Below are 14,596 nucleotides of genomic sequence, written 5' to 3' on the forward strand. Positions count from 1 at the left end.
GTCGGGGCCGCCGTGGGCGGGGCCGGGGTGGGGGGGGGAGGAACGGGGGCCGGCGAGGCGCTGCAGCTCGGCGACCAGGTGCGCCCGGAGGGCGGGCTCGGCCACGCGGAGGTAGCTGTCGACGGTCTCGTCGCCGCGGGGCGACCAGGAGATCACGAGCAGGCCGCCCTCCTCGACGACGCGGTCGATCACGTAGCTGCCCTGGCCCGCTCCGCGCAGGAGGGAGGCCGGGATCACCGTCTCGCGCTCGCCGACGGGGGCGATCACGACGCCGCGCTCGTGGAGGCGCAGCACAGCGTTGCCGCGGAAGCCGAGCCCCGGCAGCACGACGCGCTCGAGCGGCTGCTCGAAGCGGGTCGTGGCCACGTACGGGAGGTCGACGCGCTCGACCTCGGCGCCCAGCGAGGACGCGGGCACGGGCTCCGGCGCGAGGGCGGCCGAGCGGCGGCGCCGCGCGCGCCAGGAGAGCAGCATGCCGACGAAGACGAGGACGACGACCGCGGCGATGACGATCGTGATCGCGGCCCTATCCACGGGAGGCCTTCGCGGAGGCGGCGACGACCGCCGCGTCGACGAGCTCGCCGTCCAGCACGGTCGGGAAGCCCCGGTGGAGGGTGGCGACGACGCGGCCCGGCAGCTCGCGACCGAGGTACGGGGAGTTGCCGCTGCGGCCGCGCAGGTCCTCGACGGAGAAGCGGCGTCGCGCCTCCGGGTCGTAGAGCACGACGTTCGCGGCGGCCCCGACGGCGAGGCCGCGGTCGTAGCCGTCGAGCCGGCCGATGCGGGCGGGGGCGGAGGAGAGCACGCGCGCGACGTCGGACCAGCTCATCCGCCCGTCCTCGACGACGGCGGCGTGCACCACGCTCAGCGCGCTCTCGAGGCCGACCATGCCGAACGCCGCGGCGTCCCACTCGCAGTCCTTCGCCTCGACCGGGTGCGGCGCGTGGTCGGTGGCGACGATGTCGATGGTGCCGTCGGCGAGGGCCTCGCGGAGGGCGAGCACGTCCTCGTCGCGGCGCAGCGGCGGGTTCACCTTGAAGCGGGCGTCGTAGCTCGGCCCGTCCTGGCCGGCGACGGCCTGCTCGGTGAGGAGCAGGTGGTGGGGGGTGACCTCGGCGGTCACGTCGATCCCCCGGGCCTTCGCCCAGCGGATGACGTCGACCGAGCCCGCGGTCGAGACGTGGCAGACGTGCAGGCGGGAGCCCACGTGCTCGGCGAGGAGCACGTCGCGGGCGATGATCGCCTCCTCGGCCACGGCGGGCCAGCCCTGCAGGCCGAGGGCGCTGGAGACGGCGCCCTCGTTCATCTGCGCGCCCACGGTGAGCCGCGGCTCCTGCGCGTGCTGGGCGACGACTCCGTCGAACGCCTTGACGTACTCGAGAGCGCGGCGCATCAGCAGCGCGTCCGAGACGCACTTCCCGTCGTCCGAGAAGACCCGCACGGCCGCGCGGCTGCGGGCCATCGCGCCGAGCTCGGCGAGCGACTCCCCCGCCAGACCCACGGTCACCGCGCCGATCGGGCGGACCGTCGCGTAGCCGGCGTCCTCGCCCAGGCTCTGCACCTGCTCGACCACGCCCGCGGTGTCCTGCACCGGCGAGGTGTTCGCCATCGCGAAGACGGCGGTGAAGCCTCCGGCGGCCGCAGCTCGCGTGCCGGTGAGGATCGTCTCGCTCTGCTCGAACCCCGGCTCGCGCAGGTGGGTGTGCAGGTCGACCAGGCCGGGCAGCGCCAGCAGGCCGTCGGCGTCGATCACGCGGGCCCCGCGCGAGTCGAGGTCGGCGCCGATCTCGACGATCACGCCCCCGTCGATCAGCAGGTCGGCGGTCGACTCGTCGGCGAGCGTCGCTCCCGAGATCAGGATCCGCTCCGGCGCCGTGCTCTGAAGCGGCTGGGCAGTGCTCATCAGTGGACCTCCCGTTCGCCGGACAGCAGCAGGTAGAGCGCGGCCATCCGGACGGACACTCCGTTCGTGACCTGTTCGAGCACCGTGGAGCGGCTCGAATCGGCGGCCGCCGAGGAGATCTCGACGCCCCTGTTCATGGGTCCGGGGTGCATGACGATGGTATCGGGACCCAGCCGGGCGAGCCGCTCGTCGTCGAGGCCCCAGATCCGCGCGTACTCCCGGCCGTTGGGGAAGAACCCGCTCGACATCCGCTCGAGCTGGATGCGCAGGAGCATCACGACGTCGGGGAGCCCGGTGTCGATCGCCTCGTCCAGATCGAAGCGGATGGTCGCGGGCCAGTCGCGCGTGTCGACCGGCACGAGGGTCGGCGGTGCGACCAGGGTCACCTCGGCGCCCAGCGCCGTCAGCAGCCAGACGTTCGAGCGCGCCACCCGCGAGTGCAGGACGTCGCCCACGATCGTGACCGCGACGCCGTCGAGGCTCTTGCCGCGGGACGCGGAGGCGCCGTGCAGGCGCCGTCGGATGGTGAACGCGTCCAGGAGCGCCTGGGTCGGGTGCTCGTGGGTCCCGTCGCCGGCGTTGAGGATCGAGGCGTCGATCCAGCCGCTCGCCGCCAGAACCGCAGGGGCTCCGGAGGCGCTGTGGCGGATGACCACTCCGTCGGCGCCCATCGCGGCGAGCGTCTGCGCGGTGTCCTTCAGGCTCTCGCCCTTGGAGACGCTGGAGCCCTTCGCGCTGAAGTTGATGACGTCGGCCGAGAGCCGCTTCGCCGCCGCCTCGAACGAGATCCGCGTGCGGGTGGAGTCCTCGAAGAAGAGATTGACCACGGTCTTCCCGCGCAGGGTCGGCAGCTTCTTGACCTCGCGGTTCTGCACGTCCGCCATGTCCTCGGCGATGTCGAGGAGTGCGATCGCGCTCGCGCGGTCGAGGTCCCGGGTCGAGAGCAGGTGCTTCACGGAGCCGTCTCCTCGCCGGTGGCCTGCGACTCGATCGCGACCAGGTCCTCACCGTCCGTCTCGACGAGCCGGACGTTGATCCGCTCGCTCAGGCTGCTCGGCAGGTTCTTGCCGACGAAGTCCGCCCGGATCGGGAGCTCGCGGTGCCCGCGGTCGACCAGCGCGGCCAGCCGCACGGCTCGCGGACGGCCGATGTCGCTGAGGGCGTCCAGGGCGGCGCGGATGGTGCGGCCCGAGAAGAGGACGTCGTCGACGAGGACCACGGTCCGGCCGTCGATGCTCGCGGGGACGGCGGTGCGCGCGGGGGTGCGGACCGGGTGCCGGGAGAGGTCGTCGCGGTACATGGTCACGTCGAGGGAGCCGGCGAAGACGGGGGGACCGTCCGGCTCGATCCGCGCGATCGTCTCGGCGATGCGCCTCGCGAGGGCGACGCCGCGCGTCGGGATGCCGAGGACGACCAGCGACTCGGGGCCGCGGTTTGACTCGAGGATCTCGTGGGCGATGCGCGTGAGCGCTCGCGTGATGTCAGCGCCGTTGAGCACGATTCGTGCCGCCACACCGACCTCCTTCCCCGCCTCACAGGACGGCTGTTAAAGGAAAAGCCGTGTCGAGTATAGGGGCCGTCGCGCGGCCCGCCGGACGGGCAGCCCGGGAACGACCTCGGCCCGCCCGATCACGGGGATCCGGCGGGCCGAGCAGGTCTCCGGGGCGGGTCAGGCCGTCGTGCGGGACTCCGCGACGGAGGCGAGGAGCCCGTTGATGAAGCCCGCCGAGTCGTCGGTCGACAGCGACGTGGCGGCCTCGACGGCCTCCGAGATGGCGACGCCGTCGGGCACCGCGTCGTTGTGCAGGATCTCCCACACCCCGATCCGGAGGATCGCGCGGTCGACCAGCGGCATGCGCGAGAGTGTCCAGCCCTGGGCGAGCCGGGCGATCAGCTCGTCGATCTCGTCAGCGTGGTCGATGACCCCGTCGACGATCTCGCGGGCGTAGAGCCACGAGGCCTCACGGGCCGGCTCGTTCGCCGCTCGCTCGGCCTCGGCGCGCAGCGACTGGGCGAAGCTGATCTGCCGGACGTCGGCGTTGTAGAGGATGTCGAGGGCGCGCTTGCGCGCCTTCGTGCGAGCACTCACGGGAGGCCCGGCTCAGCTGACGCGGCCGAGGTAGTCGCCCGTGCGGGTGTCGACCTTGACCTTCGTGCCCTGCTCGAGGAAGAGCGGGACCTGGATCTGGTAGCCGGTCTCGACCGTCGCGGGCTTGGTGCCGCCGGTTGAGCGGTCGCCCTGGAGGCCCGGCTCCGTGTACGTGATCTCGAGGACGACCGAGGCGGGGAGGTCGATGTAGAGCGGGTCGCCGTCGTGCAGGGCGAGGGTCACGTTCTGGTTCTCGAGCATGAAGTTCGCCGCGTCGCCGACGACCGCCTCGGGGACGGTGATCTGGTCGTAGTCGCTGGTGTCCATGAACACGAAGTCCGCGCCGTCGCGGTAGAGGTACTGGAAGTCGCGGCGGTCGACGTTGGCCGTGTCGATCTTGGCGCCCGCGTTGAAGGTCTTGTCGACGACCTTGCCCGTGAGGACGTTCTTCATCTTGGTGCGGACGAAGGCGCCGCCCTTGCCCGGCTTGACGTGCTGGAAGTCGATGACGTTCCAGAGCTGGCCGTCGATGCTGAGGACGGTGCCGTTCTTGATGTCGGTGGTAGAGGCCATGCGAAGGGGGATCCGTTTCGGTGGAAGTCTGCGCCGGCGAGCCCGGTACGCGGGCGCGGCGATATCGGCCGGTCCGGCTGACCCGTCGAGTGTAGTCGACGCGGCCCCGTCGGCAGAGGAGTCTGGACGCCGCGTGCGAATCGCCCCAACGGCGCCGCCCGGGCTCAGCCGAGTCGGACCTACGATCCGATCTCCTGGTACGCCGCGAACAGCAGCGACGTCTCCGGCCCCTGCAGGATGCTCGGGCGGGCGATGTCGTCGAGGACCACGAAGCGGAGCATCCCCGCGCGGGTCTTCTTGTCGCGCTGCATCGCGGCGAGGAGCGTCTCCCACCGTCCGAGCGGGTAGCTCGTCGGCAGGGTCAGCGACTCGAGGACCCGGCGCTGGCGGTCCACGACCGCGTCGCTGAGCGATCCGGTCAGGCGCGAGAGCTCGGCCGCGAACATCATCCCGACGGAGACGGCCGCGCCGTGGCGCCACTGGTAGCGCTCGGCGTGCTCGACCGCGTGCCCGAGGGTGTGCCCGTAGTTCAGGATCTCGCGCAGGCCCTTCTCGGTGAAGTCCTCGCCGACGACCCGCGCCTTGATCCCGATCGACAGTTCGACCAGGCTGCGGAACTCCTCCGACGTCGGGTCCGTGGCCAGGTCAATGTCGGACTCGATGATGTCGAGGATGCGCGGCTCGGCGATCATCCCGTACTTCACGATCTCGCCGAAGCCGGCCAGGATCTCGTTGCGCGGGAGGCTGGTCAGCACGTCGAGGTCGGCGACGACCGCCCGCGGCGCGTGGAAGGCGCCGACGAGGTTCTTGCCCTCGGCCGTGTTGATGCCGGTCTTCCCCCCGACGGCCGCGTCGACCATCCCGAGCACGGTGGTCGGCACCTGCACCAGGTCGACCCCGCGGAGCCAGGTGGCGGCGACGAAGCCGGCCAGGTCGGTGATCGCGCCGCCGCCGAAGCCGACGACCACATCCGTGCGGGTGAAGTCCGACTGCCCCATCACCTGCCAGCAGAAGGCCGCCACCTCCACGCGCTTCGCGGCCTCGGCGTCCGGGACCTCGGCGAGCAGCACCTCGTAGCGCTCGAGCAGGCTCTCGCGGATCTCGGCGGCGAGGACCGCGAGGGTCGGCGGGTGCACGATGAGCACCTTCGCGGCCCGGGGGCCGATCGCGTCGGCGAGGCCGTCGAGGAGTCCGCGCCCGACGTGGATGTCGTAGCCGTTCTCTCCGGCGACGGGGATGGCGGTGGTGCCGTCGTTCATGACTGTCTTCCGCTCGGGCGGCTCGTGGCCGCCGGGTCCGATGGTGCAGGGGTGGCGGAGGGGCGCTGCGCGCGCACCCACTCCGCGATCTCGGCGGCGATCAGGGTGATCGGCCGCCGGGAGGTGTCGACCACGGTGTCCGCGAGGGACTCGTAGACCGGGCGCCGCTCGTCGAAGATGCGGACCCAGTCGCCGACCCCGCCGCGCACCAGCGGGCGGGAGCCGGAGCCGAGCCGGTCGCGGACGGCCTCGGCCGTGGTGGTGAGGAGCACGACGGGCACGTCCGCGAGGTCGGCGCGCGTCGCGGGATCGAGCACCGCTCCCCCGCCGAGGCTCAGCACCACGTCGCGACGGACGGCGCGCTCGACGACACGGCGCTCCTCCCGGCGGAAGGCCGGCTCGCCGTGGGCGTCGAAGTAGGGGGCGATCGGGCCGTGGGTGCGCACGAACTCCGCGTCGGAGTCGACGAACCCGGCGCTCAGCGCCTTCGCGACCCGCTTGCCGATCGTCGTCTTGCCGGCGCCCATCGGGCCGATCAGGACGAGGCGGGCGCGGGCCGCGCCGGTATCGTGACCCGCCATCAGCGGGCCGCCGAGGACGCGGCCATCAGGCGAGCCCGAGACCCGGGTCGCTCGCGGCGGCCGTGCGGAGCTCGTCGGGGATGGAGGCGAGGTAGCCCTGCAGGTTGCGGCGGGTCTCGGTGACGCTGTCGCCGCCGAACTTCTCGAGCACGGCGTTCGCGAGCACCAGGGCGACCATCGCCTCCGCGACGACACCGGACGCCGGCACCGCGCAGACGTCGGAGCGCTGGTGGTGAGCGCCGGCCGCCTCGCCGGTGGCGACGTCGACGGTGCGCAGCGCGTGCGGCACGGTCGCGATCGGCTTCATGCCGGCGCGGACCCGCAGCACGGTCCCCGTGCTCATCCCGCCCTCGGTGCCGCCGGCCCGGTCGCTGGACCGGGAGATGCCGGCGGCGGACTGGAAGAGCTCGTCGTGCGCCTCCGAGCCGCGGCGGGTGGTGGTGAGGAAGCCGTCGCCGACCTCGACGCCCTTGATCGCCTGGATCCCCATCAGGGCCGCCGCGAGCTGGGAGTCGAGACGACGGTCCCAGTGCACGTAGGACCCGAGTCCGGGCGGAAGATCGTACGCGAGGACCTCGACCACGCCGCCGAGGGTGTCGCCGTCGTCGTGGGCGCGGTCCACCTCGGCGACCATGAGGGCGCTGGTCGCGGCGTCGTGGCAGCGCAGCGGATCCGCGTCCAGGGCGGCGACGTCGGCCGGGCCGGGCAGCGGCGAGCCCTCGGGCACGCGGACCGGCCCGATGGCGAGGGTGTGGCTGACGAGCGAGACGCCGAGCTCGCCGAGGAAGCGGCGGGCGACGGCGCCGAGGGCGACGCGGGCCGCGGTCTCGCGGGCGGAGGCGCGCTCGAGCACGTTGCGGGACTCGGGGAAGCCGTACTTCTGCATCCCGACGAGGTCGGCGTGGCCCGGGCGGGGCCGGGTGAGCGCGGCGCCGCGGCCCTTGGGCAGGCTCTCGGGGTCGCGGGGCTCCGCCGACATGACGTCGACCCAGCGCGGCCACTCCGTGTTGCCGATGCGCAGGGCGATGGGGCTGCCCATCGTCGCTCCGTGCCGGACGCCGGAGGAGATCGTCAGCTCGTCCTGCTCGAAGTTCATCCGGGCTCCGCGGCCGTAGCCGAGCTTCCGGCGCGCCAGATCGGCGCGGATGTCGTCGAGGGAGACGGGGACGCCCGCCGGCAGTCCTTCGAGGACGGCGACGAGTTCGGGACCGTGGGATTCCCCGGCCGTGAGCCAACGGAGCATCCTCCGATTCTGGCACACGAGGTCAGTGCGCCGGACCCGCCGAGACGGCTCGGCGCATCGCCGCGAGCACCTCGTCCTCGCGATCGAGAGGCAGGACCGGGTCGCCGCCGACGAAGATCCGCACCTGCACGAGTGCCTGGTGGAGCAGCATCCCGAGCCCGGAGACGACCGGGGAGCCGCCCTGCTCCCAGCGCCGGGCGAGCGCGCTCGGCCACGGGGAGTACGCCACGTCGAACAGGGTTGAGCCCGCGACCGCCGCGTCGGGCACGTCGAGGCCGTCCGCCGCCCCGCCGGGGAGCGTCGAGATCACCAGCGGCGCTCCGGTGGACCAGTCGGCGAAGGAGCGGACCGAGATCAGGACGCCGAGCGACTCCGCGAGCGGAGCGAGCTCGACGGCCCTCGACGCCGTCCGCAGGACGAGGTCGACCCGCGCCGCGCCCAGCTCGGCGGCGGCGGCCAGGGCGGAGGCGGCGGTCGCTCCCCCGCCGAGCACCTGGACGCGCTCCGCCGAGACGACGCCCGCCTCGGCGAGGGCGCGCACGATGCCCGCGACGTCGGTGTTGAACCCGCGGAGGCGGGGCGCCGGGCCGGAGCGGTCGACCAGCACGGTGTTGACCGCGCCGGTGGCCCGGGCGACCGCGTCCTCCTCCGCCAGCAGCGGGCGCACCGCGTGCTTGAGCGGCATGGTCAGCGACAGGCCGTGCCAGGGCTCACCGGACACGACGTCGGAGAGGGTCGCCTCCGTCGTCTCGACGGCGCGGTAGCTCCAGTCGAGTCCGAGCACCCGGTAGGCGGCCGCGTGCAGCGCGGGCGACTTCGAGTGCGCGATCGGCGCGCCGAGGACCGCGAGGCGGTACCCGGCGGCCGTCACTGGTACTCCGGGTGGTCCCGCATCCAGGCCTGCCACTGGTCGACGGCCGCGTTGTGCTCGGCGTCGGTGGTGGAGTAGACCGTCTCGCCCGTCTCGAGGTTCACCGTGACGAAGTACATCCAGGTGCCGTCCGCGGGGTGCATGACCGCGTCGATCGCCACGTCGCCCGGGTTCGAGATCGGCGCGGGCGGCAGGCCGTCGCGCTGGTAGGTGTTGTAGACGTTGCCGGCGTCGTTCCGCTCGGCGTCCGTGGTCGAGACGCGGTCGGTCGCGCCGGTGCCGTACGCCACGGTCGCGTCCGACTGCAGGCGCCACCCCTGGTCGAGGCGGTTCTGGAACACGCGCGCGACCTTCGGGAAGTCCTCGGCGACGCGGGCCTCGCGCTGCACGAGGGACGCGAACACCACGACGCGGTAGCGGTCGTCCACCGGCACACCGGCCTGGTCGAGCGACTGGTACATCCGGTCGACCAGCGTCTTCAGGATGTCGTGCGCCGGCGTCGACGGGTCGATGTCGTACGTCGCGGGGAACAGGAACCCCTCGAGGCTCGTCGCCCCGGCCGGGAGCCCGAACGAGCCCCAATCGGCGGCGGCCGCCTCGAGGTCCGTCAGCGCGACCCCGGTGCCGTCCGCGATGAGAGGCAGCGCCTCCTTGAGCGCCGTCCCCTCGGGGATGACGAAGGTGTTCGCGAGGCGCGTCGACTCGGAGTCGAGCAGCGCCGACAGTGCGGCCTTGGCGCTCATCTCGGCCTTGAGCGAGTACGCGCCGGGCTGGAAGACGGGCTCCGGGTTCTGGGCGAGGAGCAGGTCGTAGAAGGGGTCGTACGACTTGATGACCCCGTCCGAGACGAGGTTGTTGGCGATGTCGCTGCCGCCGTCGCCCTGGTGGATCGTGAACAGCACCTCGCTCGAGCCGGTGCCGGTGAAGTCGGTCGGCTCGGGCTCGGCGAACAGGCCGCGCACGGGCTCGAGGAAGATCGTCACGGCGATGGCGACGAGCGCGGCGAAGACGCCGAAGGCCAGAAGCCCGCCGATGAGCCCGCGGCGGCTGCGGCGCTTCTTCGCGCCGCCCGTCGCGGGAGCCGCGCGGCGCCGCTTCGGGCGCGCGTCCGGGTCGAACGCGGCCGCGTCGTCGCGGCCGCGGGGCTCGGGCACGTCGGGCCCGGTGAAGAGGCGGCCCAGCGGATCGTGCGCCTCAGTCGGCGCGGGCTGCTGCTCCGGAGTCGGGTCGGGCGGAGTCGGCTGCGCCTGCTCGGCGGCGCGGGCGTCGCGGCGGCTCGGGGGGACGTCGGTCACGGGGAGGTCCTTCGTTCGGTTCGAGCAGGACTCCGGCCGGAGTGCCGGCCGAGCGCTCGGAATCGATGGCGTGCTGCAGGATCACCACGGCGGCGACCTGGTCGATCACGGCTCGGGAGCCGCGGGTGGTGCGTCCGGAGCGGTGCAGGGCGCTCTGAGCGGTGACCGTCGACAGCCGCTCGTCGACGAGCCGCACCGGAGCGGTGGGCACCGCCTCGGCGAGCAGTCGAGCGAATCCGCGCGCGTCCTCCGTCGAGGCCGTCTCGGCCCCCGACAGCGACAACGGCAGTCCGACGATGATCGCCTGGGCATCGTACTCGGCGGCGAGGTGCGCGATCCGGGAGACGTCCGAGGATCCGCCGTCAGTGCCCGCCCGCGCGACCGTCTCGACGGGCACCGCGAGCAGGCCGTCGGCGTCGCAGCGGGCGACCCCGATGCGGGCGCGGCCCACATCGATGCCGAGCCGGACGCCGAACCGGCCCATTCAGCTGGTCGCTTCCTGCACCACGGCCTCGAGCGCCGCGCCGATGGCGGAGACGTCGGAGCCGCCGCCCTGGGCGAGGTCGTCCTTGCCGCCTCCGCCGCCCCCGAGGATCCCGGCGGCGCGCCTGGCGAGCGCACCCGCGCGGCGGCCCTGGTCGCGGGCGGCCTGGTTGGTGGCGACGATCACCGCGGGCTTGCCCGAGACGTCGGCGGCCAGCGCGACGACGGCCGGCTCCTGGCCGAGCCGCTCACGGACGGAGGTCACGAGGGAGCGCAGCTCGTCGGTCGATCCCGCGGTGCCGATGCTCTCGGCGACGACGGTCGTGCCGCCCACCGTGCGACGGGTCGCGGCGAGGGCGGGCACCCGGTCGGCGAGGGCCTTAGCCTCGAACGCGGCGATCCGCTTCTCGGCGGCCTTGAGGCTCGCGACGAGCTCGCCGATCCGCTCGGGCAGCTGCTCGCGCGGGGTCTTCAGCGAGGACGAGATCGTGCTGACGAGGGCGCGCTCGGCGGCGAGCTCCTGGAAGGCCTCGCGGCCCACGAGCGACTCGACGCGGCGGTTGGTCGATCCGACCGAGGACTCGCTGACCAGGCTGATCACGCCGACCTCCGACGAGCGCCCGACGTGGGTGCCCGCGCAGAGCTCGCGCGACCAGGGCCCGCCGATGTCGACCACGCGGACGACGTCGCCGTACTTCTCGCCGAAGAGGGCCATCGCGCCGAGCGCCTTCGCCTCGTCGATCGGGAGCTCGCGCGTGACCACCTCGAGGTTGTCCCGGATCGCCGTGTTGGCGATCTCCTCGATCTCGCTGCGGGTCTCGAGCGAGAGGGCCTGGTTCCACGAGAAGTCCAGGCGCAGGTAGCCCGCCTTGTTGTAGGAGCCGGACTGGTGCGCCTGCGGGCCGAGCACCTGGCGCAGCGCGGCGTGGATGAGATGGGTGCCCGAGTGCGCCTGCGTGGCGCCCCGGCGCCAGTCGCGGTCGACGACGGAGGTGGCGGCGTCGCCCACTCCGACCTCGCCGCTGGCGACCTGGACCTTGTGGCTGATGAGACCCTTGACGGGCTTCTGCACGTCGAGGACCTCGAGATCGAAGCCGGAGCCGACGATGCGGCCGGCGTCGGCCTCCTGGCCGCCCGACTCCGCATAGAGGCTGGTCGCCTCGAGGATCACCTCGGCGATGTCGCCCGCGACCGCCTTCGTGACGGAGTGCCCGCCGACGATGAGGCCGAGGATGCGCGTCTCGGTGTCGAGCACGTCGTAGCCGGTGAACAGCGTCTCGCCGTGGGCGCGGAAGTCGGCGTAGACCGAGAGATCGGCCAGCGCCGACTTCTTCGATTTCGCGTCGGCCTTCGCACGCGTGCGCTGCGCGGTCATGAGGGAGTCGAACGCCTCGCGGTCGACCGTCAGACCCGACTCCTCGGCGATCTCGAGGGTGAGGTCGATCGGGAACCCGAAGGTGTCGTGCAGGAGGAACGCGGTGTCGCCCGGCAGCGTCGGCGACTCGGCCTTCTTCGTCTTCAGGACCGCGAGGTCGAGGATCTCGGTGCCGGCCGCGAGGGTGCGCAGGAACGCCTCCTCCTCGCCGTAGGCGCTGGTCGAGAGGCGCTCGAACTCCGTGGACACCTCGGGGTAGGCCGACGCCATCGCGTCGCGCGAGGCGGCGAAGAGCTCGGGGAACGTCGCGGTGTCCACTCCGAGCAGGCGCATTGCGCGCACCGTGCGGCGCATCAGGCGGCGGAGGATGTAGCCGCGCCCCTCGTTGGACGGCGTCACGCCGTCCGACAGCAGCATCAGCGAGGAGCGCACGTGGTCGGCGATGACGCGCATGCGGACGTCGTCCTCGTGGACGGCTCCGTAGCGGCGGCCCGAGAGCTCGGCGGCGCGATCGAGGACCGGACGGACCTGGTCGATCTCGTACATGTTCTCGACGCCCTGCTTGAGGAAGGCGACGCGCTCGAGGCCCATGCCGGTGTCGATGTTCTTGCGCGGCAGCTCGCCGAGGATGTCGAAGTCGACCTTGCTCGTGCCCTCGCCGCGGAGGTACTGCATGAAGACGAGGTTCCAGATCTCGACGTAGCGGTCGTCGTCCGTCGCCGGGCCCCCGTCGATCCCGTAGGCGGGTCCACGGTCGAAGAAGATCTCGGAGCAGGGGCCCGCGGGGCCGGGCTGGCCGGTCGACCAGTAGTTGGTGTCCTTGTCCAGGCGCTGGATGCGCTCGTCCGGCAGTCCCGCGATCGTCTTCCAGAGCGCGATCGCCTCGTCGTCGTCCTTGTAGACGGTGACCCAGAGGTCCTTCTCGTCGAAGCCCAGTCCCCCGTCGCTCTCGGCGCCGGTGAGCAGCTCCCAGGCGTAGCCGATCGCCCCCTCCTTGAAGTAGTCGCCGAAGGAGAAGTTGCCGTTCATCTGGAAGAAGGTGCCGTGACGAGGCGTCTTGCCGACCTCCTCGATGTCGTTGGTGCGGATGCACTTCTGCACGCTGGTGGCACGCGGGTAGGGCGCGGGGACCACTCCGGTGAGGTAGGGCACGAACGGCACCATGCCGGCGACGGTGAAGAGGAGGCTCGGGTCCTCGCTCACGAGGGAGGCGGAGGGGACCACGGTGTGGCCGCGGCTCCCGAAGAAGTCGAGCCAGCGGTTGCGGATGTCTGCGGTCTGCATGGGTTCCGTTACGGTTCGGTCGGTGACGACGCGGATGTCGGGCGGCGGGGCGTCAGCCCTCGCCGATGGCGGCCTTCAGTTCGGCCTCGCGCTGGTGGTAGCCCTCGGAGACGGCCTCGCCGAGCTCCTTCGCGGTGCGGTTGATGTCGGCGAAGAGCCGGGCGCCCGCCTCGGTGCGCGAGACCTGGTGGGCGACCGCGAATCCGAGGCCGATCCCGATGACGATCAGGAGGATGTTCTTCACGGGGTGTCCTTCCACAGCGGCGGGGCGGGCGCGACGGCGCGACGACCCGTTCGATTCTAGGGCGCGGGCGCGGCGCTACTTCGAGCGCGGGCGCTTCGTGCGCTTCGCGGCGGAGCGGCCGACCGCGGCTCCGGCCTTGTCGGCCGTCCGTCCGGCGACGAGCACGGCGCGGACTCCGGCGGTGAAGCCGGCGAGCTTGATGAGCGGACCGCCGACGGTCGCGGCCGTGAGGGCGACGAGCGCGTTGACGTTGCCGGTGACCTCGGCGACGTCCTTGGTGATCGTGTCCACCCGCGCGAGCTGGTGGTTGGCCTCGCGGAGGGTGGAGGCCGACTCGTCGAGGATCGGCGTCAGTCCGTCGCTGGCCTGCTTGATGGCCTCGCTCGTGCTGTCGAAGACGCGTCCGAGCTTCCAGAGCGGGACGGCGGTGATCGCCACCAGGATCGCGAACACCCCCGCGGCGATGAGCCCTGCGATGTCTCCACCGGTCACGGTGACCTCCGTTCGATGCCGCCCAGCGCGGCACTCCAGCCTACCGACGGGCCGCGAGAGGGTCGGACGCGGGGACGGGCGCTCGGCTCGGGCGCGACGGCCGGATCGGGCGCAGCGCGGGACTCTCGGAGCGCGGCGGGCACTCCGGATCGCGACCCCGGGAACGGGAAAGGCCCCGGTGCGGACACCGGGGCCTTTCTCTGCGGGGCTGGACTCAGCGGGCCGCGTAGTACTCGACGACGAGCTGCACTTCGCAGGTCACGGGGACCTCGGCGCGCTTCGGGCGGCGCAGGAGCGTCGCCTGCAGCTTGTCGATCTCGACCTCGAGGTAGCCCGGGGTCTTGGGGAGGACGTCGACGTGTCCACCGGCGGCGGCGACCTGGAAGGGCTCGGTGCCCTCGGAGCGGGTCTTGACGTGGATGACCTGGCCCGGCTTCACGCGGAAGGAGGGGCGGTCGACCGTCTTGCCGTCCACCATGATGTGGCGGTGGGTGACGAACTGGCGGGCCTGCGCGGTGGTACGGGCGAAGCCCGAGCGCAGGACGAGGGCGTCGAGGCGCATCTCGAGGAGCTCGACCAGGTTCTCACCGGTCAGGCCCTGGGTGCGGCGCGCCTCCTGGAAGGCGATGCGGAGCTGCTTCTCGCGGATGCCGTACTGGGCGCGCAGACGCTGCTTCTCACGCAGGCGGACCGCGTAGTCGGAGTCGGCCTTGCGCTTCGAGCGGCCGTGCTCGCCGGGAGCGTAGGGACGCTTCTCGAGGTAGCGGGCGGCCTTCGGGGTCAGGGGGATGCCGAGGGCGCGCGAGAGGCGCGTCTTCGAGCGGGTACGGGACGTGGTCGACACAGTGGTCCTTCCAAGGTCTGAGAGGTTCGGTCGCAGCTCTCGACCGCCGGCTCCGGGAGG

The 14,596-nt window shown here is 72.6% G+C and carries 15 protein-coding genes and 1 pseudogene; all 16 read right to left on the reverse strand.

Going from position 1 to position 14,596, the window contains the following annotated elements; all coding sequences use genetic code 11:
• The coding region (locus C5D09_RS13195) for a hypothetical protein (RefSeq protein ID WP_104269493.1) at positions 1-534 on the reverse strand (534 nt) is incomplete at its 3' end.
• Entirely contained in the window at positions 527-1,903 is a 1,377-nt protein-coding gene (locus tag C5D09_RS13200) for a dihydroorotase (protein ID WP_104224748.1), read from the reverse strand. The genes C5D09_RS13200 and C5D09_RS13195, both read right to left, overlap by 8 nt.
• Entirely contained in the window at positions 1,903-2,859 is a 957-nt protein-coding gene (locus C5D09_RS13205) for an aspartate carbamoyltransferase catalytic subunit (protein ID WP_104224749.1), read from the reverse strand. Before C5D09_RS13205 ends, C5D09_RS13200 begins: the two co-directional genes overlap by 1 nt.
• On the reverse strand, positions 2,856-3,416 hold the full coding sequence (gene pyrR, locus C5D09_RS13210; protein ID WP_104269494.1) for a bifunctional pyr operon transcriptional regulator/uracil phosphoribosyltransferase PyrR: 561 nt from the start codon (positions 3,414-3,416) through the stop codon (positions 2,856-2,858). The genes C5D09_RS13205 and pyrR overlap by 4 nt, the downstream gene beginning before the upstream one ends.
• A 156-nt stretch (positions 3,417-3,572) precedes the next feature.
• Positions 3,573-3,992 (reverse strand): transcription antitermination factor NusB, encoded by a 420-nt coding sequence (gene nusB / locus C5D09_RS13215; protein ID WP_104224751.1) that lies wholly within the window; start codon positions 3,990-3,992, stop codon positions 3,573-3,575.
• A gap of 12 nt (positions 3,993-4,004) precedes the next feature.
• Positions 4,005-4,565, reverse strand: coding sequence for an elongation factor P (efp, locus tag C5D09_RS13220; RefSeq protein ID WP_068210208.1), 561 nt, complete (start codon positions 4,563-4,565; stop codon positions 4,005-4,007).
• A gap of 179 nt (positions 4,566-4,744) precedes the next feature.
• Positions 4,745-5,824 (reverse strand): 3-dehydroquinate synthase, encoded by a 1,080-nt coding sequence (gene aroB / locus C5D09_RS13225; protein WP_104224752.1) that lies wholly within the window; start codon positions 5,822-5,824, stop codon positions 4,745-4,747.
• Entirely contained in the window at positions 5,821-6,405 is a 585-nt protein-coding gene (locus C5D09_RS13230; RefSeq protein ID WP_104225325.1) for a shikimate kinase, read from the reverse strand. The genes aroB and C5D09_RS13230 overlap by 4 nt, the downstream gene beginning before the upstream one ends.
• A gap of 25 nt (positions 6,406-6,430) precedes the next feature.
• Entirely contained in the window at positions 6,431-7,648 is a 1,218-nt protein-coding gene (gene aroC, locus C5D09_RS13235) for a chorismate synthase (protein ID WP_104269495.1), read from the reverse strand.
• Positions 7,649-7,670: 22 nt separating this feature from the next.
• On the reverse strand, positions 7,671-8,519 hold the full coding sequence (locus C5D09_RS13240) for a shikimate dehydrogenase (protein ID WP_258063923.1): 849 nt from the start codon (positions 8,517-8,519) through the stop codon (positions 7,671-7,673).
• Positions 8,516-9,814: an endolytic transglycosylase MltG gene (mltG, locus tag C5D09_RS13245; RefSeq protein ID WP_181135049.1), complete on the reverse strand. Its 1,299-nt coding sequence runs from the start codon at positions 9,812-9,814 to the stop codon at positions 8,516-8,518. Before mltG ends, C5D09_RS13240 begins: the two co-directional genes overlap by 4 nt.
• A gap of 10 nt (positions 9,815-9,824) precedes the next feature.
• Positions 9,825-10,298: pseudogene (gene ruvX, locus C5D09_RS13250) on the reverse strand (Holliday junction resolvase RuvX); the annotation flags it as partial.
• Entirely contained in the window at positions 10,299-12,956 is a 2,658-nt protein-coding gene (gene alaS, locus C5D09_RS13255) for an alanine--tRNA ligase (protein WP_104269497.1), read from the reverse strand.
• A 52-nt stretch (positions 12,957-13,008) separates the two neighbouring features.
• On the reverse strand, positions 13,009-13,200 hold the full coding sequence (locus C5D09_RS13260; protein ID WP_104225329.1) for a hypothetical protein: 192 nt from the start codon (positions 13,198-13,200) through the stop codon (positions 13,009-13,011).
• 75 nt (positions 13,201-13,275) lie between these two features.
• Entirely contained in the window at positions 13,276-13,692 is a 417-nt protein-coding gene (locus C5D09_RS13265; RefSeq protein ID WP_104224759.1) for a DUF948 domain-containing protein, read from the reverse strand.
• Between the two features lie 214 nt (positions 13,693-13,906).
• Complete coding sequence (gene rpsD / locus C5D09_RS13270) at positions 13,907-14,536, reverse strand: 30S ribosomal protein S4 (protein ID WP_068210518.1); 630 nt, start codon at positions 14,534-14,536, stop codon at positions 13,907-13,909.
• Between the last annotated feature and the right edge of the window lie 60 nt (positions 14,537-14,596).

The organism is Rathayibacter sp. AY1C9 (genome assembly GCF_002932315.1).
GTDB lineage: Bacteria > Actinomycetota > Actinomycetes > Actinomycetales > Microbacteriaceae > Rathayibacter.